Origin of the sequence: Streptomyces sp. ADMS, assembly GCF_033441795.1 — a bacterium.
In the GTDB taxonomy this organism is placed as follows: Bacteria; Actinomycetota; Actinomycetes; order Streptomycetales; family Streptomycetaceae; genus Streptomyces.
This window is the reverse complement of record NZ_JAVFVX010000046.1, coordinates 37,305-63,341: the sequence shown is the minus strand read 5'-3', so window position 1 is coordinate 63,341 and position 26,037 is coordinate 37,305. Positions and strand designations below refer to the sequence as shown.

Sequence of the window (26,037 nt, the reverse complement as noted above, 5' to 3'; positions counted from 1 at the left end):
GAGGTGATCAGGTACGTGACCGAGAAGTACGGCGCCGACAAGGTCGCCATGATCGGCACCTACGGCAAGATCAAGGCGAAGAACGCCATCAAGGACTCCGCGCGCGTCCTGGGCTACCCGTACGCGATGGGCGACCGGCTCACCAAGGCCATGCCCGCCGACGTCCTCGGCAAGGGCATCGACCTCAACGGCATCACCGACCCCTCGCACCCGCGCTACAGCGAGGCCGGCGAGATCCGGGCGATGTACGAGAACGAGCCCGACGTGAAGAAGGTCATCGACACCGCCAAGGGCGTCGAGGGCCTGGTCCGGCAGATGGGTGTGCACGCGGCCGGCGTCATCATGTCCAGCGAACCCATCGTCGACCACGCCCCCGTCTGGGTGCGACACACGGACGGCGTGACCATCACACAGTGGGACTACCCGCAGTGCGAGTCGCTCGGCCTGCTCAAGATGGACTTCCTGGGCCTGCGCAACCTCACCATCATGGACGACGCCGTCAAGATGGTGAAGGCCAACAAGGGCGTCGAACTCGACCTGCTGGCCCTCCCGCTCGACGATCCGGCGACCTTCGAACTGCTCCAGCGCGGCGACACCCTCGGCGTCTTCCAGTTCGACGGCGGACCCATGCGCTCCCTGCTGCGTCTGATGAAGCCCGACAACTTCGAGGACATCTCCGCCGTCTCGGCGCTCTACCGTCCAGGCCCGATGGGCATGGACTCGCACACCAACTACGCCCTGCGCAAGAACAAGCTCCAGGAGATCACCCCGATCCACAAGGAGCTGGAGGAACCTCTCGAAGAGGTTCTCGCGGTCACCTACGGTCTGATCGTCTACCAGGAGCAGGTGCAGAAGGCCGCCCAGATCATCGCCGGGTACTCGCTCGGCGAGGCCGACATCCTGCGCCGCGTGATGGGCAAGAAGAAGCCCGACGAACTGGCCAAGAACTTCACCATCTTCCAGGCCGGCGCCAAGAAGAACGGCTACAGCGACGAGGCGATCAAGGCTCTGTGGGACGTCCTGGTCCCCTTCGCCGGATACGCCTTCAACAAGGCCCACTCGGCCGCGTACGGACTGGTCTCGTACTGGACCGCTTATCTGAAGGCCAACTACCCGGCCGAGTACATGGCCGGACTGCTCACCTCGGTCAAGGACGACAAGGACAAGTCCGCGATCTATCTGAACGAGTGCCGGCGCATGGGCATCAAGGTGCTCCCGCCGAACGTCAACGAGTCGATGTCCAACTTCGCCGCGCAGGGCGACGACGTGATCCTGTTCGGCCTCTCCGCGGTCCGCAACGTCGGTACGAACGTGGTCGAGTCGATCATCAGGTCCCGCAACGCCAAGGGGAAGTACGGCTCCTTCCCCGACTACCTCGACAAGGTCGAGGCGGTCGTCTGCAACAAGCGGACCACGGAATCACTGATCAAGGCCGGCGCGTTCGACAGCATGGGGCACACCCGCAAGGGTCTCACCGCGCACTTCGAGCCGATGATCGACAACGTGGTCGCGGTCAAGCGCAAAGAGGCCGAGGGGCAGTTCGACCTCTTCGGCGGCATGGGTGAGGAGGACACCAGCGAGCCCGGCTTCGGTCTCGACGTCGAGTTCACCACCGACGAGTGGGACAAGGCCTATCTGCTCGCCCAGGAACGGGAGATGCTCGGCCTGTACGTATCCGACCACCCGCTCTTCGGCCTGGAGCACGTCCTCTCCGACAAGGCCGACGCCGGAATCGCCCAGCTCACCGGAGGTGAGCACGCCGACGGAGCGGTCGTCACCATCGGCGGCATCATCTCCGGCCTCCAGCGCAAGATGACCAAACAGGGCAACGCCTGGGCCATCGCCACCGTCGAGGACCTCGCCGGTTCCATCGAGTGCATGTTCTTCCCGGCGACCTACCAGTTGGTGTCGACCCAACTCGTCGAGGACGCCGTCGTGTTCGTCAAGGGACGCCTCGACAAGCGCGAGGACGTGCCCCGTCTGGTCGCGATGGAACTCCAGGTGCCCGACCTGTCCAACGCGGGCACCAACGCGCCGGTCATCCTCACCATCCCCGCGCTGAAGGTCACCCCGCCGATGATCAGCAGGCTCGGCGAGATCCTCAGCCACCACAAGGGCGAGAGCGAGGTCCGCATCAGACTCCAGGGACCGAGCAGGACGACGGTGCTGCGGCTCGACCGGCACCGGGTGAAGCCGGACCCGGCACTCTTCGGCGACCTGAAGGTGCTGCTCGGCCCGTCCTGCCTGGCAGGCTGAGCAACTGATGTGACTGAGGGGCGCGCCCTGAACGGGTGCGCCCCTCCTTGTGCCTGGGCTTCAACAGCCCGTTGTTCAGATGTCTGTCGTACTCAGTTGTGGCCGAAGCGCTTCTGCCGGCCCTTGCGTGCCATATCACCGGGAGTCACCTGGGCGGCGCGCTGCTCGGCCTGCGACTCCATCGAGGAGGACTTCGCCTGCTCGGCACCGCGCTCGGCCTGTGACGCCTGTTCGTGCGGGCGACTCTGCTTCTTGTTCTTGGCCATGGTGATCTGCCTCCTGAGGGGGATCTAGGGACCAGAGCCAACATCAGATTCACACGGCCCGACCCAGCGTGCATGTCGGAGAATCACCGTGCGTAATAAGGTCTTGTCGTGCCGCGGAACACTCGGCCGGTGAGGGAAACGCCACGCCGAAGATCGAGTTCGGGCCGTTAACCTCCGCGCGGTCGGGCAGACTCGAAGGAAGCCAAAGCAAACCTCCCGGAAAGAGGGTGGATCGCGTGGACCGCTGCATCGTCCTGGTGGACGCCGGGTATCTGCTCGGGGCCGCGGCGAGTCTTCTCGCCGGAGAGCCCTCGCGGTCCCGGATCACCGTCGACCACCCCGCCCTCATCCAGGGTCTTCGCGAACGCGCCGAGTCGGACACCGAACGGCCACTCCTGCGGATCTACTGGTTCGACGGCGCCCCCGACCGGGTGCCCCAGCCCGAGCACCGCAGACTGCGGGTGATGCCCCGGGTCACCGTCCGGCTCGGCGCCCTGACCCGCAGCGACGGACGTTGGGCCCAGAAGGGCGTCGACGCCGCCATGCATGCCGAGCTGACCGAGCTGGCCCGCAACCGAGCCTGCTCCGACATCGTCCTCGTCACCGGCGACGGCGATCTGCTGCCGGGCATGATGGCCGCCAAGGAGCACGGAGTCGCCGTACACCTGTGGGCCGTGCAGGCCGCCGACGGTGACTACAACCAGTCCGAGGACCTGGTCGCCGAGGCCGACGAGCGGCGCGTTCTCGACCGTACGTGGATCACCAAGGCCGTACGGGCCAAGGAACTCGGCGGTGTCTGCGCGCCGCAGCCAGTGCCCCGTCCCGAGATCGCCGCGATCCTGTCCGCGCCGCTGCCCGAGTCGACGCTCGCGCAGTCGGCCGAGCGGGCCGCCGAGGAGCAGCAGGAGCACGCGACGGCGCCCGCGGAGCCGAACGGCGCGCAGGAGCGCGTAGCGGCCCCCAAAGGCGTGCCGACCCCCAAGGACCTGGCCGCGCTGCGGGCCCCCGGCGCCCAGTCCGCCCAGCCTCCCGCCAACGCGACCCTGCGCTGGTCCTCCGACAAGGGATGGGTCGACCGGCCGGGTGCGGCCTCCGAGCCCCCCGAGATCGCCTCCATGCCCACGCTGGCCCAGCTCACCTCGGCCGAGCAGCGCTGGGCGGACCGCGAGGAGGACATCACCACGGTCGGTGGCGATCCATACGAGGTCGGACAGGTGTTCTCGCGCCGCTGGATGGAGCGCCTTCCGGAACCCGCCCAGGTGCAGAAACTGTCGACGATGTACCCCCGCATCCCGCACCGCATCGACGGTGAACTGCTGCGCTACGCCGCCCGCTTCGGCCTGCTCGCCCACAAGGACGACCAGATCGACGAGCACGACCGGTACGCCATCAGGGCCGGTTTCTGGCGCGAGATCGACGTCCGTACGGCTGCGGAACACGCACCCGCCGGCGAGTGAGCGGCCCCCGCGGGGGAAGGGCGGGGCGGGGGTTGGATTTCAGGCGGAGTCGGGCACCCCGTACTCTCGTCCTTCGTGAGTACGCGCACGGCACACGCAGCCCGACACGGTGACGACGTCGTGTGCGCGGTGCGCGATCTCACCAAGACCTACAGGGCGGTACGTGGCCGCCGCGGCGCCCCCGGAACACCCGAGGTTCGCGCCACCGACGCCGTGGACCTCGATGTCCGGCGCGGTGAGATCTTCGGCCTGCTCGGGCCGAACGGCGCCGGCAAGTCGACCCTCGTACGGCAGATCACCGGCCTGATGCGCCCCGACCGGGGCAGCGTCGAGATCCTGGGCCACGACATCGTGTGCCACCCGGAGCGGGCCGCACGCATCCTCGCCTACCTCGGCCAGGAGTCCAGCGCCCTCGACGACCTGACCGTCTCGCTCGCCGCCGAGACCACCGCGCGACTGCGCGGCCTGGAGGTACGGCAGGCGCGGGCGGAACGGGACGCGGTCCTGGAGGAACTGGGGCTCACGGCGCTGGCCGCCCGGCCCATCCGCAAGCTGTCCGGCGGGCAGCGGCGGCTCGCGTGCTTCGCCACCGCACTGGTCGGGGAACGGCCGCTGCTCGTCCTCGACGAGCCGACGACCGGGATGGACCCGGTGGCGCGGCGGGCGGTGTGGTCGGCGGTCGACCGGCGCCGAGCCGAGCGCGGTACGACGGTGCTGCTGGTGACGCACAACGTGATCGAGGCCGAGACGGTTCTCGACCGGGTCGCCGTCCTGGACCAGGGGCGGGTGATCGCCTGTGACACACCTGCCGGGCTCAAGGAGCAGGTGGCGGGCGAGGTCCGGGTCGATCTGGTCTGGCGGGAGTCGGCGCCCCTGCATGTCCCCGAGGTCGCCGCACTGCGGGACCGGGCCGTCGAGTCGGGGCGCAGATGGACGCTGCGGCTGGCTCCCGAGGAGGCCCGCGCGGCCGTCGCCACCGTCACCGGAGGGGCCGCGTTCACGGCGCTGGACGACTTCACACTGGCCACGCCGAGCCTGGAGGACGTGTATCTGGCGCTCGGGGGGAATGTGCAGGGGCTGGTGAAGGCGTGAGTGGCGCGACCGGTGTGAGTACGGGGGGCTTCGGATCCGTACGGGTATGGGTGCAGGTGCGGGAGCGGGTGCTGGTGGGGGAGAGGGCGGCTGTCGTGACCGGGACGAAGAGGAGCAGCTCGACGTGAGTGTCGTACCCGCCGAGGTGCTGCCGGGCAGCGCCCTGGCCATGGAGGAGGCTCCCGCGCGCCGCGCGGCGGCCGAGCTCGGGCCGCGTGCGCGGCTGTGGCCCGCGCTGGTCGCGGTGTACCGGGCGCAACTGTCCCGGGCCCGGGTCGCGCGCATTCCGCTGCTGTTCGTGGCGACCTTCCAGTCCGTCGGGATCATGATCCTGATGCGGGGGGTCGTGGAAGGGGGCGGGGAGGCCCGGGCCGTGGTGGCCGGGGCGTCCGTGCTGGTTGTCGCCTTCGTCGCGCTGAACCTGCTCGCCCAGTACTTCGGGCAGTTGCGGGCCAGTGGTGGGCTCGACCACTACGCGACGCTGCCGGTGCCGCCGGCGGCCGTGGTGCTGGGTGCGGCGGGGGCGTACGCCTCCTTCACCGTGCCGGGGACCTTGGTGACGGCGGTGTTCGGGTGCGTGCTGTTCGGGCTGCCGCTGGCGCATCTGTGGGTTCTCGCCCTGGTGATCCCGCTCGCGGGAGCCGCGCTGGCCGGACTCGGCGCCGCCTTCGGGCTGCTCGCGCCGCGGCCGGAACTGGCCACGCTGCTCGGGCAGTTGGGCATGTCCGCGGCGCTGCTGCTGGGTGTGCTGCCGGCGGACCGGATGCCGGGCGTGGTGCGGTTCGCGCGGGACCTGCTGCCTTCGACGTACGGGGTGGAGGCCTTCGCGCGGACCTTCGGGCCCGACCCGGACTGGGCCTTCGTGTTCGGTGACCTCGCCGTGTGCGCGGGGGTCGGGGTGGTCTCGCTGGCCGTGGCGACCTGGGCGTACCGTCGGGCGGCCGTCCGGTGACGCGCCGCACAGGCGGGCCTGGCACGATGTCAGGGTGACCGCACCGCTGACTCCGCCTCCGCCGCCGCATCAAGAGCCCTCGGGTGAAGAGGCCTCGCGTCCCCAGCAGCCCTTGCAGCAGCAGCCTTCGCTCCAGCAGGCTCCGGACAGCCGGTCCTGGCAGGACTGGCCGGCGCCGTCCGCGGGGAGCGGGTTCGGAGCGGCGTACGGACAGGACGGCCCCGGGATGAGGACCGAAGTGCGGGAGGCCGCCGTCGTCACGGTGGCCGTGGCGCTCGGTGGGGTGCTGCTCGGGCTGCTGTGGTGGTGGCTGGCGCCGAAGGTGCCGTTGGTCGGGGACATCCTCGACGACAGGTGGGTCGTGTACGTCAAGGAGAGCGAGGGCGAGCAGGCGATCGGGGTCGACGGAACGTTTACTCTGCTGGCGCTGGCCCTGGGGGCGATGAGTGCGCTGGGGGTGTTCCTCTTCCGGCGTCGTGGGGGTGTGCCCCTGGTGGTCGGGCTGACGGTCGGGGGGCTGCTCGGGTCGGTGCTGGCGTGGCGGCTGGGGGTGTGGCTCGGGCCCGCCCAGGATGTGATCGCTCACGCGAAGGACGTGGGCAAGGGGGTTGCGTTCTCGGCACCGCTGAAGCTGGGGGCGAAGGGGGCGTTGCTGGCGTGGTCTGTGGCGGCGCTGGTGGTGCATCTGGGGTTGACGGGGTTGTTCGGGCCGCGGGATCAGGAGCCGGTGCCGCCGGCCTAGGCGTGGCCCGGGCGGGTTGTTTCGCCCCCGTCGCCCCTGTCGTCCCATCCCTGGGAGCGCTGCCCCCGGACCCCCGTATCGCGCTGACGCGCCTCCTCGAACGCCGGACGGGCCGGCAACGCCGGTGGGGAAACGCGGCCTGGGCTGCACCGAACTCGCCCCCCTACGCCTGGCGCCTCCACTCTGCGCTTCCGTGTTTTCCTCACGCGCGGGCGATCGGGGCCCTCACCGCCTGCGTGAGGCTGGTGAGGTCCCCGGGGGACAGTTCGACCTCCAGGCCCCGCCGGCCCGCCGACACGCAGATCGTGGCGTGGGCGTCCGCCGACGCGTCCAGGACCGTCCGGAGCTTCTTGCGCTGGCCCAGGGGGGAGATGCCGCCCCTGACATAGCCCGTCGTGCGTTCCGCGAGCGTCGGGTCCGCCATTGATGCCCGTTTGCCCGACACCGCCGTCGCCAGCGCCTTCAGGTCCAGCCGGCCCGCCACCGGGACCACCGCGACCGTCAGCACCCCGTCCACGTCCGCCACCAGGGTCTTGAACACGCGCTCCGGCGACACCCCCATCGCCTCGGCGGCCTCCTCGCCGTACGAGGGATGCGCGGGGTCGTGCTCGTACGCGTGCACCGTGTACGTGACGCCCGCCGCCGTGAGTGCCACCGTCGCCGGCGTCCCGCCCGGCTGCTGTTTCCTCTTCGCCATGTCCGTTCCGCCGGTCAGTTGAGACTTGTCGGGCCGCGCGTCAGTTCCGACGCCGGCAGCGACGGGAGATTGCGGATGATCGCCGTCTCGGTGCGCAGGAGTGTCAGTTCCTCGCGCAGGCGCGACGACGTGTCCGGGGCCTGGAGCAGGCGCTGCTTCGACGGGGTGTCCAGCATCATCGCCGCCGCCACCAGATACGACACCACCGACGGTTCGTCGGGGAGTTCGGCGCCCGTCGCCAGGGAGCGTTCCCGCGCGCCCGCCAAACGTTTCTGGTACTGACGGAAAGCCCTCAGGACGCCCTCTGCCAGGGCGCCCGCCTCGTCGCCGGGGGATTCCTCCAGCTCCTCCAGTTCCGCCGTCAGGAACGGGCCCGACGCGTCCACCGACACCAGCCGTACCCGGGTCGTGCCGGTGGCGAGGACCTCGTACGTGCCGTCCGTCCGTTCCCTGATCGTCGCCGCGTCGGCCACGCACCCCACGGAGTGGAACGCCCTGACCGGGTCGTCGCCGAAACCCGCCGTGGGGCCGCGTTCCAGCACCGCCGTCGGGTCGGGCAGGCCCTGCGCACTGGGCGCCACCTCGTGGCCGTCACGGATCGTCACGACGGCGAACCGGCGCGGTTCGTCCTCGGGGGTTTTCAGGAGTTCGCGCATCATGGCGCGATATCGCTCCTCGAAGATGTTCAGCGGGAGGACGAGTCCCGGGAACAGCACCGAGTTGAGCGGGAAGAGCGGCAGCCGGACGGTGGTCACGACGGGAAAGCCTAATGGTCGCCGGAGTGTGCGCGTCCGCCGTGCTCACTCCGTGGATGACCGGCGCAGGCCGCGCAGCGGGTGGCGGGCGCGCTGCGGCGGACCTCCTCGCGTGCTTCGAGGAACCTGCCGAGGGGGTCGTCCGAGAACCGGTCCCAGGGGAAGGACGTGGCGTAGGGGCCGGTCAGACGCAGTTGGAGCAGTGCGTCCTGCCAGCGCTCGAGCCGGATCAGGACGTACGTGAGCAGGTTGCGCAGCTCGGCCGGCCCGGGGTCCGCCGCCGGGTGCGTCGCCGAAAGGGCGATCGCCGTGTCCGCCGCCGCGTCCAGGCGGGCCCGGTCCACCGCCGTCCTGCCGTCGCCCTCGGTCAGACGGGCGAACGCCGCGTGCAGGGGCAGTGCCTGGACGAGTGACCCGAGCGGGGCGTCCTGGGCGGCCCACTCGGCGAAGTCGAAGCACTCGCGGTGGGAGCCGCGTCCGCCCGAGGACCGGGAGGGGCCCGTGGACAGGTACTGGAGTGCCGCCACATGGCAGCCGTAGTGGTGCGGGGAGCGGCGTACGGCCTCGCCCCAGAGATCCTCGAACTCGCCGTGGCCCGTGTCGCTGCCCCGGGCCCGGTCCAGGGCGATGCGCCAGGGCACCGGGTCGCGCGGGTCGCCCGCCGCGGCTGCCTCGACCAACGGGCCGGTCTGGTGAAGCAGTTCGGCGCGGGCGGGGGAGGCCCACGCGCGGGTCACCGCCAGTTCGGCCCCGACCAGCAGTGCGTCCGGGTCGTGCGGGGCGGCGGACCGCCAGGAGGTGAACCACTCTGCGCGGGAGTGCGCGAACGCGGCCAGCCGGATCACGTACCGGTCGCGGTTCTCCCACTCGGCCGTGGCACGGGTGGCGGACAGCAGTTCCGCCGCGGCCCCGTACTCGCCACGGCCCGCCGCGACGAGCGCCGGACCGAGCCGGGCGTCGGGCGCGTCGAGCAGTACCTCGTCGTCGGCGGGCAGTCCGGCGGTGGCGAGGCGTGGAGACGGCGGAGTGTTCCGTTCCGCCCTGGTGGCACGGAGGAACGCACGCAGCGAAGCCATGGTGCCGACCATTGAAAGGCGCAGGTCGGGGCCGCGCCAGTGCAAATGCGCAACCTCTTTTTAGTTGTACGGCCGGAGGTCAAGTAATGGCAAAAGATGAACCCGGCTCATTTACGCCCCGCCCCGCCCCGGCTCGGCTCAGCTTCTGCGCAGCAGCCGGGTCGCCCCCGCCGCCACCGTCGTCGCCAGGACCCAGCCGAGCATGATGATCGCCGCGGCCAGCCACTGCCAGCCGCCGCGCAGCTGCCAGAAGCCGACCTGGCCCAGGTCGATCACCGGGAGGAGCAGGTCGAGGGCGAAGAGGGAGGGGTTCCACGGCGGGTGCTCCCCGCGTTTCAGCGGCGGATGGCTCGCGTGCGCGAACGCCACCGAGCTCGCCGCCCACAGCACCGCCATCCAGACGGCGGCCCGACCTGGCCGGTATCCGTAGGCGACCGTCCAGTCCTGCACGTACCCCCACAGCTTCGCCGCCGGCGGGAGGGTCTCGCGACGGCGGCGCTGCTTGGCGAGCAGCACCTCGCGCGCGTCCTCGTCCTCGCCGCCGTTGCGCAGTACGGCGGCCAGCCGCTCGTACGGCTCCGGGCTGTACTCGGCGGTCGCCGCCGCCACCCACGCCAGCCGCTCCGACGGCGGGAACGGCCCCTGCGGTACGAGGTTCTCGTACCCGAAGCCGCCCATGTGCAGGTTGCCCGGCCCCGGCCAGCTGTTGGCCCGGTCCACGAGGTTGACGACCTTCGCGCCCGACAGCACGACCTTGCCACGCTCCGGCCGCTCTCCGAGGAAGCGCAGCTCGGGCGTCTGCACCCGGCGCAGTGACAGCTCCTGTTCGTCGGTGAAGGTGAGGCGGGCGCGTTCGAGGTCCACGGCGTCGCCGAAGCGGCCGTCGTCCAGCCGGATCCCGCCCTGGCACTCGAAGCGCTGGATGCGCGTCCCGCGCGCGGGGGTCGTGCCGCTCGTCAGGATCGGGTTCCAGAGCCCGGCCGGGGTCAGATACAGCGTGCGGCCCACGGTCAGCTGGGGGGCGTTGAGCGCGAGCCTTCCGTACGGGTTGGCGAGCCGGCTGCCGCGCAGGCTCAGCGAGACGCCGATCGTCGCGCCGCGCAGGCTCAGCTCGCCGTGCGACTCCAGCATCTCGGCCTGGAGGTCCTGGCCGACGTTCATGCCGTCCCCGACCATCGAGCGCCCGCGCCGGTCGCGGTAGACGACGGCCTGGTTGAGCAGCAGATCCGTACCGATGTGCGCGTCGGTGAGCCGTACGCCGTTGTGGAAGCGGCAGCGGGGGAGGTGCAGATCGCCCTCGGTGTGCACCCGGGCCGCCTCCAGGCGCGGCACCGAGCAGTCCACCAGCCGTACGGTCGTGAAGTGGGCCTCCGGCAGCAGGACCTCCTTCTCGAACCGGCAGCCCTTAAGCTCGACGTACGGCACGACCGTGCCGCCCGCCAGATCCAGTGTGCCGTTGATCTGCACGCCGGTGAGCTTGAGGGACGACACGCGCCCGGCGAGCGCGGGCGGGCCGTCCAGGAGCAGCCAGCACACGATGCGGGCCCGCACGGTCCGTTCGGCGCCCCACGGATGGCCGCCGTGCGGGTCGTCGACGACGCTGTCGCCACTGCTCAGGTCGTACACGCTGCCGTTGCGGAAGGCCTGCCACATACCGACCTCGGCGGCGCTCAGACCATCCGGCGGATCCCCCGTGTTCCCCGAGTCCCCCGTACGGATGCCGGCACCCTCAGTCACGACCTTTTCCCACTCCTCCCCGTGTCACCAGGCGTTACCAACGGGTTTCGTACAACCGTTCTGCCCGCTCAGTAACCCTCTGAACTCAAGACGTGAAGGTGATCTTCCGGGTTCCCGTCGCATTCCTGCGGCGCGTTCCGCAACGCTCTGTATCAGCCACTGATACGCGCGAACGCCGCCCGATCCCCGTCTGAGAGAATTGACCGCGTGATCTCCCGAATCGATCTGCGCGGCGACGCCCTCCCCGAGGGACCCGCCCTGCGCGACCTGCTGCCCCGAGCCGACTTCGACGTCTCGGCCGCCCTGGAGAAGGTGCGTCCGATCTGCGAGGCCGTGCATCATCGGGGCGACGCCGCGCTGATCGACTTCGCCGAGAAGTTCGACGGCGTCCGGCTGGAATCCGTACGCGTGCCCGCCCAGGCCCTCGCCGACGCGCTGGAGCAGCTGGATCCGGCCGTCCGCGCGGCCCTGGAGGAGTCCATCCGCCGCGCCCGTCTCGTCCACCGTGAGCAGCGCCGTACGACCCACACGACCCAGGTCGTGCCCGGCGGTTCGGTCACCGAGAAGTGGGTGCCCGTGGACCGGGTCGGGCTGTACGCGCCCGGTGGCCGGGCCGTGTACCCCTCCTCCGTGATCATGAACGTCGTGCCCGCGCAGGAAGCGGGCGTCGAGTCGATCGCCCTCGCCTCCCCGGCGCAGGCCGAGTTCGACGGGCTTCCGCACCCCACCATCCTCGCCGCCTGCGCGCTGCTCGGCGTCGACGAGGTGTACGCGGCCGGCGGTGCCACCGCCGTCGCGATGTTCGCGTACGGCACCGAGTCGTGCGCGCCCACCAACATGGTGACCGGCCCCGGCAACATCTGGGTCACCGCCGCCAAGCGGTACTTCGCGGGAAAGATCGGCATCGACACCGAGGCCGGCCCCACCGAGATCGCGATCCTCGCCGACGACACCGCCGACCCGGTGCACGTCGCCGCCGACCTGATCAGCCAGGCCGAGCACGACCCGCTGGCCGCCGCCGTCCTCGTCACGGACTCCGTGGCGCTCGCGGACGCGGTCGAGAAGGAGCTGGAGCCGCAGGTCGCGGCCACCAAGCACATCGAGGACCGCATCGCCCCGGCGCTGGCGGGCAAGCAGTCCGCGATCGTCGTCGTCGACGGTGTGGAGGAAGGGCTGAGGGTCGTCGACGCCTACGGCGCCGAGCACCTGGAGATCCAGACCGCGAACGCCGCGGCCGTGGCCGACCGGGTGCGCAACGCCGGCGCGATCTTCGTCGGGCCCTGGGCGCCGGTCTCGCTCGGCGACTACGCGGCCGGGTCCAACCACGTCCTGCCGACCGGAGGCTGCGCCTGCCACTCCTCCGGACTCTCCGTCCAGTCCTTCCTGCGCGGCATCCACATCGTCGACTACACGCGGGACGCGCTGGCCGACGTGGCGCATCACGTGGTGACACTGGCGGAGGCGGAGGACCTGCCCGCGCACGGCGCGGCGGTCAAGGCGAGGTTCGGATGGAAGGTACCGACGAGCAAGTGAGCTTCGGCATCGACGATCTTCCCGTACGCGACGAGCTGCGTGGCAAGTCCCCCTACGGCGCGCCCCAACTCGACGTCCCCGTACGGCTGAACACCAACGAGAACCCCTACCCGTTGCCCGAACCGCTCGTCGAGCGGATCGCCGAGCGGGTGCGCGAGGCGGCCCGCAACCTCAACCGCTACCCCGACCGGGACGCCGTGGAGCTGCGTACGCGGCTCGCCGGGTACCTGACGGACACGTCCGGTCACGAGGTCGGTCCCGCCAACGTATGGGCCGCCAACGGCTCCAACGAGGTCATCCAGCAGCTGCTGCAGACCTTCGGCGGACCGGGCCGTACGGCGATCGGCTTCGAGCCGTCGTACTCGATGCACGGGCTCATCGCGCGCGGGACGGGCACCGGCTGGATCTCCGGTCCCCGCAACGACGACTTCACGATCGATCTCGCGGCGGCCGGGAACGCCATCGCCGAGCACCGGCCGGACGTCGTGTTCATCACCACCCCCAACAACCCGACCGGCAACGCGGTCCCGCGCGAGACGGTCCTCGCGCTGTACGAGGCCGCGCAGGCCGCCAAGCCGTCGATCGTGGTGGTCGACGAGGCGTACGTCGAGTTCAGCCACGGCGACTCACTGCTGCCGCTGATCGAAGGACGGCCGAATCTCGTCGTCTCCCGGACCATGTCGAAGGCGTTCGGCGCGGCGGGCCTGCGCCTCGGCTATCTCGCCGCGCACCCGGCCGTCGTCGACGCCGTGCAGCTCGTACGGCTGCCCTACCACCTGTCCGCCGTGGCGCAGGCGACCGCCCTGGCCGCCCTGGAGCACACGGACACGCTGCTCAAGTACGTCGAGCAGCTGAAGGCCGAGCGGGACCGGCTGGTCACCGAACTGCGCGCCATCGGGTTCGACGTCACCGAGTCCGACGCCAACTTCGTGCAGTTCGGCACCTTCGCCGACTCCCACGAGGCGTGGCAGCAGATCCTCGACCGGGGCGTCCTGGTCCGGGACAACGGCGTACCGGGGTGGCTGCGGGTCACCGCCGGAACTCCCGCCGAGAACGACGCGTTCCTCGACGCGGTACGTCAACTGAAGAAGGAGCAGGGCGAGCCATGAGCCGCGTAGGGCGTGTTGAGCGCACCACCAAGGAGACGTCGGTCCTCGTCGAGATCGATCTCGACGGGTCCGGCAAGGTCGATGTGTCGACGGGCGTGGGCTTCTACGACCACATGCTCGACCAGCTCGGCCGGCACGGTCTGTTCGACCTGACCGTGAAGACCGAGGGCGACCTGCACATCGACTCGCACCACACCATCGAGGACACCGCCCTCGCCCTCGGCGCCGCCTTCAAGCAGGCGCTCGGCGACAAGGTGGGCATCTACCGTTTCGGCAACTGCACGGTGCCCCTGGACGAGTCCCTCGCCCAGGTGACGGTGGACCTGAGCGGCCGCCCCTACCTCGTGCACACCGAGCCCGAGAAGATGGCGCCGATGATCGGCGAGTACGACACCACGATGACCCGGCACATCCTGGAGTCCTTCGTCGCCCAGGCCCAGATCGCGCTGCACGTGCACGTGCCCTACGGGCGCAACGCGCACCACATCGTGGAGTGCCAGTTCAAGGCACTCGCGCGGGCGCTGCGGTACGCGAGCGAGAAGGACCCGCGCGCGGCCGGCATCCTGCCCTCCACGAAGGGTGCCCTCTAGCCATGAACGGCCTGTCCACCGTCCTGATCGTCGTCGGCCTCTTCCTGGTCGGCGGGATCATCTCCTTCGCCAAGCAGCAGATGCCGAAGAACCTCATCGTTCTGCTCTCGATAGCCGCCGCGATGTGTCTGGTCGCCGGTGTCATGAGGCTGGAGGTATGGAATTGAGCGCATCGAAGAAGGTCGTGGTCTTCGACTACGGCTTCGGGAACGTGAGGTCCGCCGAACGCGCGCTCGCGCGCGCGGGTGCCGACGTCGAGATAACGCGTGACTTCGACACGGCCATGAACGCGGACGGGCTGCTGGTGCCGGGTGTCGGCGCCTTCGCCGCCTGTATGCGCGGCCTCAAGGAAGCGCGCGGCGACTGGATCGTCGGGCGCCGGCTTTCCGGCGGCCGTCCCGTGATGGGCATCTGCGTGGGCATGCAGATCCTCTTCGCGCGCGGTATCGAGCACGGCGTCGAGACCGAGGGCCTCGACGAGTGGCCCGGCTCCGTCGAACCGCTCCAGGCCGACATCGTGCCCCACATGGGCTGGAACACCGTCGAGGCCCCGGCCGACTCCCAGCTCTTCGCGGGACTCGACGCCGACGCGCGCTTCTACTTCGTCCACTCGTACGCCGTCCACGACTGGTCCCTGGAGACCGCGAACCCGGCGATGCGGGCCCCCAAGGTCACCTGGTCGACGCACGGCAAGCCCTTTGTGGCGGCCGTCGAGAACGGCGCCCTGTGGGCCACCCAGTTCCACCCCGAGAAGTCCGGCGACGCCGGAGCGCAGCTGCTGAACAACTGGATCGGAACCCTCTGATGCCCCCGACGACTTCCGCGAAGCTCGAACTCCTCCCCGCCGTCGACGTCCGCGACGGCCAGGCCGTCCGCCTCGTGCACGGCGAATCCGGTACGGAGACCTCGTACGGCTCCCCCCTGGAGGCCGCCCTCGCCTGGCAGCGCTCCGGCGCCGAGTGGCTGCACCTGGTCGACCTGGACGCGGCCTTCGGCACCGGCGACAACCGCAAGCTGATCGCCGAGGTCGCCGGGGCGATGGACATCAAGGTGGAGCTGTCCGGCGGCATCCGGGACGACGACACGCTGGCCGCCGCCCTCGCCACCGGCTGCACCCGGGTGAATCTCGGCACGGCCGCCCTGGAGACCCCGGAGTGGGTCGCCAAGGTCATCGCCGAGCACGGCGACAAGATCGCGGTCGGCCTGGACGTACGGGGAACCACGCTCCGCGGACGCGGCTGGACCCGGGACGGCGGCGACCTCTACGAGACGCTTGAGCGCCTCGACTCCGAGGGCTGCGCGCGGTATGTCGTGACCGACATCGCCAAGGACGGCACGCTCCAGGGCCCGAACCTGGAGCTGCTGCGCAACGTCTGCGCGGCGACCGACCGGCCGGTCGTGGCGTCCGGCGGTGTGTCGTCCCTGGACGACCTGCGGGCCATCGCCGAACTGGTCCCGCTCGGTGTCGAGGGCTCCATCGTCGGGAAGGCCCTGTACGCGAAGGCGTTCACCCTGGAAGAGGCCTTGGAGGCGGTGTCCCAGTGAGCGACGTACGGCGAGTCACGACCGGTGCGCCCTGGGAGGAGACCTTCGGGTACTCCCGTGCCGTGGAACTGCCGAACGGGCTGGTCCTCGTCTCCGGCTGCACGTCGATAGTGGACGGCCAGATTGCCGGCGGCGGTCCCTACGAGCAGACGGTCAACGCCTTCAACGTCGCGTTCGCGGCGCTGGAGGAGCTGGGTCTGGGACGGGACGACGTCGTGCGTACGCGCATGTACATCACCCACGCGCGGGACGTGGACGACATCGGACGCGCTCACAAGGAGCTGTTCGACTCCGTCCGGCCCGCCGCATCCATGATCATCGTCTCCGGCTTCGTGGACCCCAGCCTGGTCGTCGAGGTCGAGGTGGAGGCGTTCCGAGGGGTGTCCGCAGCATGACCCTTGCCGTACGCGTCATCCCCTGCCTGGACGTGGACAACGGCCGGGTCGTCAAGGGCGTCAACTTCCAGAACCTGCGCGACGCGGGCGACCCCGTCGAGATGGCCAAGGTGTACGACGCCGAGGGCGCCGACGAACTGACGTTCCTGGACATCACCGCCTCGTCGGGCAACCGCGAGACCACCTACGACGTGGTCCGACGCACCGCCGAACAGGTGTTCATCCCGCTCACCGTGGGCGGCGGGGTGCGCGCGGCCGAGGACGTCGACAAGCTGCTGCGCGCCGGCGCCGACAAGGTCGGCGTCAACACGGCGGCCATCGCGCGTCCCGACCTGATCCGCGAGATCGCCGAGCGGTTCGGCCGGCAGGTGCTGGTGCTGTCCGTGGACGCCCGCCGCACCGACTCCGGGTCCTTCGAGGTCACCACCCACGGCGGACGTCGCGGCACCGGCATCGACGCCGTCGAGTGGGCACACCGGGCCGCCGAACTGGGCGCCGGCGAGATCCTGCTCAACTCGATGGACGCGGACGGCACGAAGGACGGCTACGACATCGAGATGATCGAGGCCGTACGCAAGCATGTGAGCGTGCCGCTGATCGCCAGTGGGGGAGCGGGCCGTCTCGCCGACTTCCCGCCCGCCGTCGCCGCGGGCGCGGACGCCGTCCTCGCGGCCTCCGTATTCCACTTCGGCGATCTGCGGATCGGCCAGGTCAAGGCGACGCTGCGCGAGGCGGGGCATCCTGTTCGCTGAGTAATCGATGCGGTCCCGCGCCCCTTTCGGGGGCGCGGGACCGCGCCCGGCTCAGATGCCCAGCTGCTTCGACTCGTGCAGCTTCGCGATCGCGTCCTTGTCGCCCTCCAGTTCCACATCGGCGACGCCCTGACGGCCGTACGCGAACAGCAGCAGCTCGGACGGCTCGCCGGTCACCGTGACCACCGGGGTGCCGCGGCGCGCGACCGCCGTCTGGCCGTCCGGACGGCGCAGCACCAGGCCCGTCGCCGCGCCGCGGCCCGTCAGACGGGCGGTGCGCTCCAGACGGGACCACAGGGCGTCCTGGAAGACCGGGTCCAGCTCGCGGGGTGTCCAGTCGGGCCGCGCCCGGCGTACGTCCTCCGTGTGGACGTAGAACTCGACCGTGTTCGACGCCTCGTCGACCTGCTTCAACGAGAACGGCGAGAAACGCGGCGGGCCGGTACGGATCAGCTGGATCAGCTCCTCGTACGGCTTGTCGGTGAACTCCGCCATCACGCGCTCCAGACGGGAGCCGAGCTGCTTGATCAGCAGCCCGCCGGCGGCGTCCGGGCGGCGCTCGCGCACCACCACGTGCGCGGCGAGCTCGCGGGTCAGCCAGCCCTCGCACAGAGTCGGGGCGTCGGGACCCTCGGTCTCCAACAGGTCGGCGAGAAGAAGTCGTTCACGCTTCGCGTAGGTAGACATGCCTGCAAGCCTACGACTGTCCCCGCGGTCCGCCCAGTGGACATCCCCGGGCAGTGTCAGTGGGGCGCGGCACAATGGCCCCATGACCAGCAGCACGCCCCCGCCCAGCAGGTCCAGCGGCCCCAGCCCCCTGGCCCCGGAGGTCGCCGCGCGCCTCAAGCGCGGCCCCGACGGGCTTGTCCCCGCCATCGCCCAGCAGTACGACACCGGTGAGGTGCTCATGCTCGGCTGGATGGACGACGAGGCGCTGCACCGCACCCTGACCACGGGCCGCTGCACCTACTGGTCGCGCAGCCGCCAGGAGTACTGGGTCAAGGGCGACACCTCCGGCCATTTCCAGCACGTGAAGTCCGTCGCCCTCGACTGCGACGCCGACACCGTGCTCGTCAAGGTCGACCAGGTGGGCGCCGCCTGCCACACCGGGGCGCGGACCTGCTTCGACGCCGACGTCCTGCTCGACCTGTCGTTCGAGGGCGCCGATTCCGGCGTGCTCCCGCAGAATCAGTAAGGTCAGCCGCCATGGACCTCGAGACCTTCCGCAAGCTGGCCACCGACCGGCGCGTCATCCCCGTCACCCGCAAGCTCCTCGCCGACGGCGACACCCCGGTCGCGCTCTACCGCAAACTCGCCGCCGAGCGCCCCGGCACCTTCCTGCTGGAGTCGGCCGAGAACGGTCTGTCCTGGTCCCGCTACTCCTTCGTCGGCGTCCGGTCCAGCGCCACCCTCACGGCCCGCGACGGCCAGGCCCACTGGCTCGGCACCCCGCCCGTCGGCGTTCCCGTCGAGGGCGACCCGCTCGCCGCCCTGCGCGCCACCATCGAGACGCTGCACACCCCCCACCAGGAGGGCCTGCCGCCCTTCACCGGCGGCATGGTCGGCTACCTGGGGTACGACATCGTGCGCCGCCTGGAGAAGATCGGCCCCGGCGAGCGCGACGACCTTCAGTTGCCCGAGCTGACCATGCTGCTCACCAGCGATCTGGCCGTCATGGACCACTGGGAGGGCTCGGTCCTGCTGATCGCCAACGCGGTCAACCACAACGACCTCGACACGGGCGTCGACGAGGCCCACGCCGACGCCGTGGCCCGCCTCGACGCCATGCAGGCCGACCTCTCGCGCGCGGTCTCCCAGCCGCCCGCCGTGCTCCCGCCCTCCGAGCTCCCCGAGTACACGGCCCTGTGGGGCGGCCCCGACTACCAGGTGGCCGTCGAGGACATCAAGGAGCGCATCCGGGCCGGGGAGGCCTTCCAGGTGGTCCCCTCCCAGCGCTTCGAAACACCGTGCACGGCAAGCGCGCTGGACGTCTACCGGGTCCTGCGGGCCACCAACCCGTCCCCGTACATGTACCTGTTCCGCTTCGACGGGTTCGACGTCGTCGGATCGTCCCCCGAGGCCCTCGTCAAGGTCGAGGACGGGCGCGCCATGGTCCACCCCATCGCGGGCACCCGGCAGCGCGGGGCGACCCCGCAGGAGGACCAGGCCCTCGCCGACGAACTGCTCGCCGACCCCAAGGAACGCGCCGAGCACCTCATGCTCGTCGACCTCGGGCGCAACGACCTCGGCCGGGTCTGCGAACCCGGCTCCGTCGAGGTCGTCGACTTCATGTCCGTCGAGCGGTACTCGCACGTCATGCACATCGTCTCGACCGTCACCGGCCGCGTGGCACCCGGCCGCACCGCCTTCGACGTCCTCACGGCCTGCTTCCCGGCCGGCACGCTCTCCGGAGCGCCCAAGCCACGCGCGATGCAGATCATCGACGAACTGGAGCCGTCCAGGCGGGGGTTGTACGGCGGCGCCGTCGGTTACCTCGACTTCGCCGGCGACTCCGACACCGCCATCGCCATCCGCACGGCCCTCCTGCGCGACGGCACGGCGTACGTCCAGGCGGGCGCCGGCGTCGTCGCCGACTCCGACCCTGTCTCGGAGGACAACGAGTGCCGCAACAAGGCCGCAGCGGTCCTGCGCGCCGTTCACACCGCGAACCGGCTGGGGCAGTAGGGCGCTGCCGACCGGCCGGATGGTGTACTTCGTTCCGGGCGGTCGGCAGCCACGTGCGCCGGCATGATGGGGCGCTTCTCACTTGAACCCTCCCCCGGCCGAAACAGGGGGACTCCTGGCTCACGCCGCCCGGCCGCTCAGCGAGCGGTCAGGTCTTACGCGCTCAACACCAGCAGGGTTGGAACCAGCCCGGGTCCTGTCAAGGAACAGCGTGCGTTCGACTCTCACAGCGCACAGAGCCCGGTTTCACTCGATCGTGTGGAACGTCTCCGGAGGTTCCCAGTGAGCCCCGGGTGACGGTTCGCCCGGGGTTCAGGCGATAGTGGGGTACGTGACTGCCGTACCCGTACCTCCCCCACGTTCCGAAGCCCCCCTCGCCGGCCGGGCCGGCCGGCTCAGCCTCGCCGTCGCGTTGCTGGCCGGTGCGCTCGGCGCGGCCGTCGCGCTGCTCGCCACCCGCCAGCGCTGGTCGGAGGGCACCGCCACGGTGGCCGGCGGCGCCTTCCCGCTGACCGCCAGCGGCAGCGACGTCACGGGCGTGCCCGCGGCCCTCGCCATAGTGGGCCTCGCCGCGCTCGTCGCCGTCTTCGCCGTCCGCCGCTCCGGCCGCTTCCTGGTCGCCGCGCTGCTCGCGCTGTCCGGCGCGGGTACGGTCGCCGCGGCCGTCCTCGGCGCCTCCGACAGCTCCGCGCTCGACGAGAAGGCCGCGCGGGCCACCGGCGACACCGCGGCCACCGTGAACACCCTCAGCCACACCGGCTGGCCGTACGCGGCCGCCGTCGGCGGCGCGCTGATCCTCCTCGCCGGACTCCTCGCCCTGCGCTACGGCCGCCTGTGGCCCGCCATGTCCGGCCGGTACGAGCGCGGCGGCGCCCCGCGTCCGCGCCCCCGTGCGAAGGCCGTGGACCCCGACCGGCCCGAGGAGATCTGGAAGGCCCTCGACCGGGGCGAGGACCCCACCGGGGCGTAAGCGCTCCGCTGGAAGGGCGGTGCGTTGTCCACGGGTCCGTCGTGGCTGTCGCGCCCACGCGGCGGAGTCGCGGACCGACACGGCCCCGCGCCCCTGTGGGGCGCTGCTGACGTCGCCAGACCTGCTAGGGCCCGGGCCGACCCGCTGGGTCGACCCCCGGGGTCCCGCACACGCGCGCGTGCGGGACAATGGACGACGAGCGTCCGGCTCACCACGTACTGCATCAAACAACCAGCAACTCAGCAACGAGGAGCAAGTCATGGCGGGCAGCAGCCACGGTCACACTTTGGCCGCCTGGACCGGCGTCACCATCGCCATCATCGGTTTCTGCGTATCGGGCGCCTTCATGGTGATGGCCGAGCCGCTGGGCTTCTGGGCCGGCATGGTGATCGTGGTCCTCGGCGGTGTCGTCGGCTGGATCATGGCCGCGATGGGCCTCGGCAAGCAGAAGCCGACCACCCAGGGCCGCCAGGGCCACAGGGTTGCGGGCGAACCGGCGGGTGCCGAGAGCTGAACCCCGCAGGGACCGGTTCTCGGACTGCAGGGGCGGCCCGGCGAAAGCGCCGGGGCCGCCCCTCGCGCGTGTACGCCCCGCAGGGGGCAGAATGCGTGGCGTGAACACCGAGCGGGCTCAACAGGGTGTGCCGTCGGGTGCCGGTGCCGTCGCGGGACGGCTGGCGGTGCCCGCCGGGGTGCTCGCGGCCGTCGCCGGGGCCTTCGCGTACGTCGGGACGGTCGACCCCAACGAACCGGGGCACTACCCGGTCTGCCCGCTGCTGCGCCTGACCGGTGTGTACTGCCCCGGCTGCGGCGGCCTGCGCAGCGCCTACGCCTTCGTCCACGGGGACTGGCTGACGGCCCTCGGGGCCAACGCGCTCGCCGTGACGGGGTACGTGGCCTTCGCCGCCCTGTGGACCGTCTGGGTGGTCCGTGCGGTGCGCGGACGACCGCTGCGGATCGACCTCGGGCCGGTACAGCTGTGGAGCCTGGGAGTATTGCTGCTGGTCTTCACAGTTGTCCGGAACTTGCCGTTCGGTGGCTGGCTCCACCCTTGATCAAATGATGAATGTCCAGGTAGTGGGACTGGTGTCAACCGGATGTGAGGGGTGTGCCCTCCTGCGGATACCATCGGAGTGACCAGCTTTGACAGTTTGTGCAGCTTCAATGGTGTGACTGGCTTGAACAGCCAATCGCCTACCGTCTGGAAGGGGGCCGCTCGCGTGAGTGTGCTCGACGAGATCATCGACGGAGTCCGTGCCGACCTCGCGGAACGGCAGGCGCGCGTCAGCCTCGACGAGCTCAAGGAGCGCGCGGCGAAGGCTCCCGCCGCCAAGGACGGGGTTGCCGCACTGCGCGGCGACGGCGTCAAGGTCATCTGCGAGGTCAAGCGGTCCAGCCCTTCCAAGGGCGCGCTGTCGGCGATCGCCGACCCGGCGGGCCTCGCGGCGGACTACGAGGCGGGCGGCGCGGCCGTCATCTCCGTACTCACCGAACAGCGCCGCTTCGGCGGCTCGCTGGACGACCTGGAGGCGGTGCGCGCCCGGGTGGACATCCCGGTGCTGCGCAAGGACTTCATCGTCACGTCGTACCAACTGTGGGAGGCGCGGGCGTACGGTGCCGATCTGGCCCTGCTGATCGTCTCCGCCCTCGAACAGCCGGCCCTGGAGTCCCTCATCGAGCGCGCCGAGTCCATCGGGCTCACCCCGCTCGTCGAGGTGCATGACGAGGACGAGGTCGAGCGGGCGGTGGACGCGGGGGCCCGGGTCATCGGTGTCAACGCGCGCGACCTGAAAACCCTGGAGGTCGACCGCTCCACCTTCGAGCGGGTCGCCCCCGAGATCCCCGACAGCATCGTCAAGATCGCCGAGTCCGGAATCCGCGGCCCGCACGATCTGATCGCGTACGCCAACGCGGGGGCCGACGCGGTGCTGGTCGGAGAGTCCCTCGTGACGGGCCGTGACCCCAGGTCCGCGGTGTCCGATCTGGTGGCGGCGGGGGAGCATCCCGCGCTGCGGCACGGGCGGGGCTGAGCCGGGCATGACCCCGGACGGTCAGGTGTCCGTGGGTGCGACGGTAGAGTTGCCGGTGATGTTTTCGATCACCGTGACCACCGGAGACCGGTACGCCCGCCTTGCCCGCGGGTGCCGGCCGCGCGGCTGCCGTGCGCCTGCGAGGCGTGTGCACGGGCGGCGGGTCCGGTATGTCATCGGTGACGAGCCTGGACAGGTCAATGGGATGCGATGGCCCCGCGGGGCTTGGCAGTAGGGTGCGGGCCGTCTGATTCGGGCTGCGCCCCGGCGTTGCGCTTCGCGAGGGGTGTCTGTCGGCCGCGGGCCGGTTGCGACTGGTCGCGCAGTTCCCCGCGCCCCTGGGGGCGCGTCCCCCTCACGCTTCCCATGTCCAGATCGACCCCGGGGCTCTGCCCCTGTGAGGTAGTCGTATGTCCAGCGAGTTCTTCATTCCAGATCCGGCGGGTCAGGTGCCCAGTGCCGAGGGGTACTTCGGTGCCTTTGGCGGCAAGTTCATTCCGGAGGCGCTCGTCGCCGCCGTGGACGAGGTCGCCGTCGAGTACGACAAGGCGAAGTCCGACCCGGAGTTCGCCCGTGAGCTCGACGATCTGCTCGTCCACTACACCGGGCGGCCCAGCTCTCTCACCGAGGTGCCCCGGTTCGCCGAGCACGCCGGTGGCGCCCGGGTCTTCCTCAAGCGGGAGGACCTGAACCACACCGGGTCCCACAAGATCAACAACGTGCTCGGGCAGGCCCTCCTCACCAGGAGGATGGGCAAGTCCCGCGTCATCGCCGAGACCGGTGCCGGTCAGCACGGGGTCGCCACCGCGACCGCCTGTGCGCTGTTCGGGCTCGACTGCACCATCTACATGGGTGAGATCGACACCCAGCGCCAGGCTCTCAACGTGGCCCGGATGCGCATGCTCGGCGCCGAGGTCATCGCCGTGAAGTCCGGCTCGCGCACCCTCAAGGACGCCATCAACGAGGCGTTCCGCGACTGGGTCGCCAACGTCGACCACACGCACTACCTGTTCGGGACCGTCGCCGGGCCGCACCCCTTCCCGGCCATGGTGCGCGACTTCCACCGGGTGATCGGTGTCGAGGCCCGGCGCCAGCTCCTGGAGCGGGCCGGACGGCTCCCCGACGCCGCCGTCGCCTGCGTGGGCGGCGGGTCCAACGCCATCGGGCTCTTCCACGCCTTCATTCCCGATACCGGTGTACGGCTCATCGGGTGCGAGCCCGGTGGGCACGGTGTCGACACCGGCGAGCACGCGGCCACCCTCACCGCCGGTGAGCCCGGCATCCTGCACGGGTCGCGGTCGTACGTCCTGCAGGACGAGGAGGGGCAGATCACCGAGCCCTACTCCATCTCCGCCGGACTCGACTACCCGGGCATCGGGCCCGAGCACTCCTACCTCAAGGACAGCGGTCGCGCCGAGTACCGCGCGGTCACCGACGACGCCGCCATGCAGGCGCTGCGCCTGCTGTCCCGTACCGAGGGCATCATTCCGGCCATCGAGAGCGCGCACGCGCTGGCCGGTGCGCTGGAGGTCGGCAAGGAGCTGGGCAGGGACGGGCTGATCGTCATCAACCTCTCCGGGCGCGGCGACAAGGACATGGACACCGCCGCCCGGTACTTCGGCCTGTACGACACCGAGGCCGACGCCACTGTCGCGGCCGACGCGGACAGCGAGATCGCGGAGATCGAGGGGGACGCCAAGTGAGCGGCAACATCCAGCTGTTGAGCGACACCCTCGCCGCTGCCAAGGCCGAGGGGCGGTCCGCGCTCATCGCGTACCTCCCCGCCGGGTTCCCGACCGTCGACGGCGGAATCGACGCCATCAAAGCCGTGTTCGAGGGCGGTGCCGACATCGTCGAGGTCGGGCTGCCGCACAGCGACCCGGTGCTCGACGGGCCCGTCATCCAGACCGCCGACGACATCGCCCTGCGCGGTGGAGTCAAGATCGCGGACGTGCTGCGCACGGTCCGGGATGCCTACCGGGCCAGCGGGAAGCCGGTGCTCGTCATGACGTACTGGAACCCCATCGACCGCTACGGCGTCGAGCGGTTCACCGCCGAGCTGGCCGAGGCGGGCGGCGCCGGGTGCATCCTGCCCGACCTGCCCGTACAGGAGTCGGCGCTGTGGAGGGAGCACGCCGGGAAGCACGGGCTCGCGACCGTCTTCGTCGTCGCGCCCAGCAGCAAGGACGCGCGGCTCGGGGAGATCACGGCGGCGGGCAGCGGGTTCGTGTACGCCGCCTCGCTCATGGGGGTCACCGGGACCCGGGCGTCGGTCGGCGCCCAGGCCCAGGATCTGGTCCAGCGCACCCGGGGCACCGGCACGGACCTGCCGGTCTGTGTCGGGCTCGGTGTCTCGAACGCGACCCAGGCCGCCGAGGTCGCAGGCTTCGCCGACGGGGTGATCGTCGGTTCGGCCTTCGTCAAGCGGATGCTGGACGCCCCGGACCACGCGGCCGGTGTCGAGGCCGTACGGGGACTCGCCGCCGACCTCGCGAAGGGCGTGCGCGGCACGGCGTAATAGGGCGGGACATTTCGTACAGGTCGCCCGAACGGGTGGACCTGGGGCCGGGGAGGCGCAATGCGTCTCCCCGGTTCGTTCTGCGGGTGTGAGCGAGAAGAATCGTGACGGAAAGCGCACCGCCCGCGAGCGGCTGGCGGTCGAGCGTGAGAAGCAGAGGTCCGCGGAGAAGCGGCGGCGGGTGTTGATCGTGGGCGCCAGTGTCGTCTGCGTGCTGGGCCTCGCGGCGGTGATCGGTGTCGTCGCCGCGAACTCCGGCAAGGACAGCAAGAGCGAGAGCGCCGGTCCGGTCGTGGCCCCCTCGGGTGCCCAGGGCAAGGACAGCCTCGCCATCCCGGCGGGCGAGGAGAGCGCCAGGTCGACGCTCACGGTGTGGGAGGACTTCCGCTGTCCGGCCTGCCAGTCCTTCGAGACCAACTACCGCTCGACCATCCATGAGTTGACGGACGCGGGCAAACTGAAGGTGAATTACCACCTGGCGACGATCATCGACGGCAACATGGGCGGCAGTGGCTCCCGGCACGCGGCCAACGCCGCCGCCTGTGCCCAGGACGCCGGCAAGTTCACCGAGTACCACGACGTGCTCTACGAGAACCAGCCGCAGGAGGCCGACGACGCCTTCGCGAAGGACAGCAGGCTCATCGAGCTGGCGGCGAAGGTCGACGGGCTCGACACGCCCGCGTTCCGGACGTGTGTCGAGGAGGGCACCCACAACAGCTGGGTCGCGAAGTCGAACGAGGCCTTCCAGAGCGGCGGCTTCGGCGGCACGCCGACCGTGCTGCTCGACGGGAAGAACATCTACCAGGACCAGACGATGACCCCGGCGAAGCTGAAGCAGATGGTGGAGGCCGCCGACAAGGCGTAGGGCCTGGGCCTTCCC

29 protein-coding genes are annotated in these 26,037 nt (G+C 70.8%); 23 read left to right on the top strand and 6 right to left on the bottom strand.

Going from position 1 to position 26,037, the window contains the following annotated elements:
- The coding region (dnaE, locus tag RB628_RS21060; RefSeq protein ID WP_318322048.1) for a DNA polymerase III subunit alpha at positions 1-2,256 on the top strand (2,256 nt) is incomplete at its 5' end.
- A 92-nt stretch (positions 2,257-2,348) separates the two neighbouring features.
- Here the strand turns inward: dnaE and RB628_RS21055 are convergent.
- Positions 2,349-2,522 (bottom strand): hypothetical protein, encoded by a 174-nt coding sequence (locus tag RB628_RS21055; protein ID WP_318322047.1) that lies wholly within the window; start codon positions 2,520-2,522, stop codon positions 2,349-2,351.
- Between the two features lie 236 nt (positions 2,523-2,758).
- On the opposite strand from RB628_RS21055, the gene RB628_RS21050 reads away from it, so the two are divergent.
- From RB628_RS21050 to RB628_RS21035, 4 genes are all read left to right on the top strand, one after another.
- Positions 2,759-3,979: an NYN domain-containing protein gene (locus tag RB628_RS21050; RefSeq protein ID WP_318322046.1), complete on the top strand. Its 1,221-nt coding sequence runs from the start codon at positions 2,759-2,761 to the stop codon at positions 3,977-3,979.
- A gap of 120 nt (positions 3,980-4,099) precedes the next feature.
- Positions 4,100-5,071: an ABC transporter ATP-binding protein gene (locus RB628_RS21045; protein ID WP_318322052.1), complete on the top strand. Its 972-nt coding sequence runs from the start codon at positions 4,100-4,102 to the stop codon at positions 5,069-5,071.
- 124 nt (positions 5,072-5,195) lie between these two features.
- Positions 5,196-6,023: an ABC transporter permease gene (locus RB628_RS21040; protein ID WP_318322045.1), complete on the top strand. Its 828-nt coding sequence runs from the start codon at positions 5,196-5,198 to the stop codon at positions 6,021-6,023.
- A 34-nt stretch (positions 6,024-6,057) separates the two neighbouring features.
- The gene (locus tag RB628_RS21035; protein ID WP_318322044.1) at positions 6,058-6,765 is read left to right on the top strand and encodes a hypothetical protein; all 708 of its coding nucleotides are present in this window, start codon (positions 6,058-6,060) and stop codon (positions 6,763-6,765) included.
- Positions 6,766-6,967: 202 nt separating this feature from the next.
- Here RB628_RS21035 and ybaK read toward each other — a convergent pair whose 3' ends face one another.
- From ybaK to RB628_RS21015, 4 genes are all read right to left on the bottom strand, one after another.
- Positions 6,968-7,462: a Cys-tRNA(Pro) deacylase gene (ybaK, locus tag RB628_RS21030; protein ID WP_318322043.1), complete on the bottom strand. Its 495-nt coding sequence runs from the start codon at positions 7,460-7,462 to the stop codon at positions 6,968-6,970.
- Positions 7,463-7,476: 14 nt separating this feature from the next.
- Positions 7,477-8,217, bottom strand: a complete 741-nt coding sequence (locus RB628_RS21025; protein WP_318322042.1) for an LON peptidase substrate-binding domain-containing protein — start codon at positions 8,215-8,217, stop codon at positions 7,477-7,479.
- 11 nt (positions 8,218-8,228) lie between these two features.
- On the bottom strand, positions 8,229-9,305 hold the full coding sequence (locus tag RB628_RS21020; RefSeq protein ID WP_318322041.1) for a hypothetical protein: 1,077 nt from the start codon (positions 9,303-9,305) through the stop codon (positions 8,229-8,231).
- A 126-nt stretch (positions 9,306-9,431) separates the two neighbouring features.
- Positions 9,432-11,030: an oxidoreductase gene (locus RB628_RS21015; protein ID WP_318322040.1), complete on the bottom strand. Its 1,599-nt coding sequence runs from the start codon at positions 11,028-11,030 to the stop codon at positions 9,432-9,434.
- A gap of 207 nt (positions 11,031-11,237) precedes the next feature.
- Between RB628_RS21015 and hisD the strand changes: the two genes are divergently transcribed.
- The 8 genes from hisD to hisF are packed head-to-tail and all read left to right on the top strand — an operon-like array spanning position 11,238 to position 16,954.
- Positions 11,238-12,563, top strand: coding sequence for a histidinol dehydrogenase (gene hisD, locus RB628_RS21010; protein ID WP_318322039.1), 1,326 nt, complete (start codon positions 11,238-11,240; stop codon positions 12,561-12,563).
- Positions 12,560-13,672: a histidinol-phosphate transaminase gene (locus tag RB628_RS21005; protein ID WP_318322051.1), complete on the top strand. Its 1,113-nt coding sequence runs from the start codon at positions 12,560-12,562 to the stop codon at positions 13,670-13,672. Before hisD ends, RB628_RS21005 begins: the two co-directional genes overlap by 4 nt.
- Positions 13,669-14,262 carry an imidazoleglycerol-phosphate dehydratase HisB gene (gene hisB, locus RB628_RS21000; protein WP_318322038.1) on the top strand — a complete coding sequence of 198 codons (594 nt, stop codon included), beginning with the start codon at positions 13,669-13,671 and terminating at the stop codon, positions 14,260-14,262. Before RB628_RS21005 ends, hisB begins: the two co-directional genes overlap by 4 nt.
- A 2-nt stretch (positions 14,263-14,264) precedes the next feature.
- Positions 14,265-14,429: a hypothetical protein gene (locus RB628_RS20995; protein ID WP_318322037.1), complete on the top strand. Its 165-nt coding sequence runs from the start codon at positions 14,265-14,267 to the stop codon at positions 14,427-14,429.
- Positions 14,420-15,067 (top strand): imidazole glycerol phosphate synthase subunit HisH, encoded by a 648-nt coding sequence (gene hisH, locus RB628_RS20990; protein WP_318322036.1) that lies wholly within the window; start codon positions 14,420-14,422, stop codon positions 15,065-15,067. The genes RB628_RS20995 and hisH overlap by 10 nt, the downstream gene beginning before the upstream one ends.
- A complete protein-coding gene (priA, locus tag RB628_RS20985; RefSeq protein ID WP_318322035.1) occupies positions 15,067-15,807 on the top strand; it encodes a bifunctional 1-(5-phosphoribosyl)-5-((5-phosphoribosylamino)methylideneamino)imidazole-4-carboxamide isomerase/phosphoribosylanthranilate isomerase PriA in 741 nt (246 codons plus the stop codon). The genes hisH and priA overlap by 1 nt, the downstream gene beginning before the upstream one ends.
- Positions 15,804-16,202 carry a RidA family protein gene (locus tag RB628_RS20980; protein WP_318322034.1) on the top strand — a complete coding sequence of 133 codons (399 nt, stop codon included), beginning with the start codon at positions 15,804-15,806 and terminating at the stop codon, positions 16,200-16,202. The genes priA and RB628_RS20980 overlap by 4 nt, the downstream gene beginning before the upstream one ends.
- Entirely contained in the window at positions 16,199-16,954 is a 756-nt protein-coding gene (gene hisF, locus RB628_RS20975; protein ID WP_318322033.1) for an imidazole glycerol phosphate synthase subunit HisF, read from the top strand. Before RB628_RS20980 ends, hisF begins: the two co-directional genes overlap by 4 nt.
- Positions 16,955-17,005: 51 nt before the next feature.
- Here the strand turns inward: hisF and RB628_RS20970 are convergent, their stop codons facing one another.
- The gene (locus RB628_RS20970) at positions 17,006-17,641 is read right to left on the bottom strand and encodes a TIGR03085 family metal-binding protein (protein ID WP_318322032.1); all 636 of its coding nucleotides are present in this window, start codon (positions 17,639-17,641) and stop codon (positions 17,006-17,008) included.
- An 82-nt stretch (positions 17,642-17,723) separates the two neighbouring features.
- On the opposite strand from RB628_RS20970, the gene hisI reads away from it, so the two are divergent.
- The 10 genes from hisI to RB628_RS20925 all read left to right on the top strand — a co-directional run bounded on the left by hisI (position 17,724) and on the right by RB628_RS20925 (position 26,022).
- Entirely contained in the window at positions 17,724-18,149 is a 426-nt protein-coding gene (gene hisI, locus RB628_RS20965; RefSeq protein WP_318322031.1) for a phosphoribosyl-AMP cyclohydrolase, read from the top strand.
- 11 nt (positions 18,150-18,160) lie between these two features.
- Positions 18,161-19,639: an anthranilate synthase component I gene (locus RB628_RS20960; RefSeq protein ID WP_318322030.1), complete on the top strand. Its 1,479-nt coding sequence runs from the start codon at positions 18,161-18,163 to the stop codon at positions 19,637-19,639.
- A gap of 322 nt (positions 19,640-19,961) precedes the next feature.
- Positions 19,962-20,609, top strand: coding sequence for a TIGR02234 family membrane protein (locus RB628_RS20955; RefSeq protein WP_318322029.1), 648 nt, complete (start codon positions 19,962-19,964; stop codon positions 20,607-20,609).
- 259 nt (positions 20,610-20,868) lie between these two features.
- A complete protein-coding gene (locus RB628_RS20950) occupies positions 20,869-21,123 on the top strand; it encodes an HGxxPAAW family protein (RefSeq protein ID WP_318322028.1) in 255 nt (84 codons plus the stop codon).
- A gap of 91 nt (positions 21,124-21,214) precedes the next feature.
- A complete protein-coding gene (locus RB628_RS20945; protein WP_318322027.1) occupies positions 21,215-21,664 on the top strand; it encodes a DUF2752 domain-containing protein in 450 nt (149 codons plus the stop codon).
- A gap of 165 nt (positions 21,665-21,829) precedes the next feature.
- Positions 21,830-22,639, top strand: a complete 810-nt coding sequence (trpC, locus tag RB628_RS20940; protein ID WP_318322026.1) for an indole-3-glycerol phosphate synthase TrpC — start codon at positions 21,830-21,832, stop codon at positions 22,637-22,639.
- Between the two features lie 58 nt (positions 22,640-22,697).
- Positions 22,698-22,874 (top strand): tryptophan biosynthesis modulator TrpM, encoded by a 177-nt coding sequence (gene trpM, locus RB628_RS42665; protein WP_412180696.1) that lies wholly within the window; start codon positions 22,698-22,700, stop codon positions 22,872-22,874.
- A 175-nt stretch (positions 22,875-23,049) separates the two neighbouring features.
- Positions 23,050-24,342, top strand: coding sequence for a tryptophan synthase subunit beta (trpB, locus tag RB628_RS20935; protein WP_318322025.1), 1,293 nt, complete (start codon positions 23,050-23,052; stop codon positions 24,340-24,342).
- Entirely contained in the window at positions 24,339-25,157 is an 819-nt protein-coding gene (gene trpA / locus RB628_RS20930; RefSeq protein WP_318322024.1) for a tryptophan synthase subunit alpha, read from the top strand. The genes trpB and trpA overlap by 4 nt, the downstream gene beginning before the upstream one ends.
- Before the next feature lie 88 nt (positions 25,158-25,245).
- On the top strand, positions 25,246-26,022 hold the full coding sequence (locus tag RB628_RS20925; RefSeq protein WP_318322023.1) for a DsbA family protein: 777 nt from the start codon (positions 25,246-25,248) through the stop codon (positions 26,020-26,022).
- Positions 26,023-26,037 lie beyond the last annotated feature (15 nt).

Coding starts and splice junctions, on each gene's coding strand:
- RB628_RS20950 (WP_318322028.1), top strand. CDS start 20,869: ATGGCGGGCAGCAGCCACGGTCACACTTTGGCCGCCTGGACCGGCGTC.
- trpB (WP_318322025.1), top strand. CDS start 23,050: ATGTCCAGCGAGTTCTTCATTCCAGATCCGGCGGGTCAGGTGCCCAGT.
- RB628_RS21020 (WP_318322041.1), bottom strand. CDS start 9,305: ATGGTCGGCACCATGGCTTCGCTGCGTGCGTTCCTCCGTGCCACCAGG.
- RB628_RS21055 (WP_318322047.1), bottom strand. CDS start 2,522: ATGGCCAAGAACAAGAAGCAGAGTCGCCCGCACGAACAGGCGTCACAG.
- hisB (WP_318322038.1), top strand. CDS start 13,669: ATGAGCCGCGTAGGGCGTGTTGAGCGCACCACCAAGGAGACGTCGGTC.
- RB628_RS20970 (WP_318322032.1), bottom strand. CDS start 17,641: ATGTCTACCTACGCGAAGCGTGAACGACTTCTTCTCGCCGACCTGTTG.
- hisI (WP_318322031.1), top strand. CDS start 17,724: ATGACCAGCAGCACGCCCCCGCCCAGCAGGTCCAGCGGCCCCAGCCCC.
- RB628_RS20995 (WP_318322037.1), top strand. CDS start 14,265: ATGAACGGCCTGTCCACCGTCCTGATCGTCGTCGGCCTCTTCCTGGTC.
- hisH (WP_318322036.1), top strand. CDS start 14,420: ATGGAATTGAGCGCATCGAAGAAGGTCGTGGTCTTCGACTACGGCTTC.
- trpM (WP_412180696.1), top strand. CDS start 22,698: ATGTTTTCGATCACCGTGACCACCGGAGACCGGTACGCCCGCCTTGCC.
- priA (WP_318322035.1), top strand. CDS start 15,067: ATGCCCCCGACGACTTCCGCGAAGCTCGAACTCCTCCCCGCCGTCGAC.
- hisF (WP_318322033.1), top strand. CDS start 16,199: ATGACCCTTGCCGTACGCGTCATCCCCTGCCTGGACGTGGACAACGGC.
- RB628_RS20945 (WP_318322027.1), top strand. CDS start 21,215: ATGCGTGGCGTGAACACCGAGCGGGCTCAACAGGGTGTGCCGTCGGGT.
- RB628_RS20960 (WP_318322030.1), top strand. CDS start 18,161: ATGGACCTCGAGACCTTCCGCAAGCTGGCCACCGACCGGCGCGTCATC.
- ybaK (WP_318322043.1), bottom strand. CDS start 7,462: ATGGCGAAGAGGAAACAGCAGCCGGGCGGGACGCCGGCGACGGTGGCA.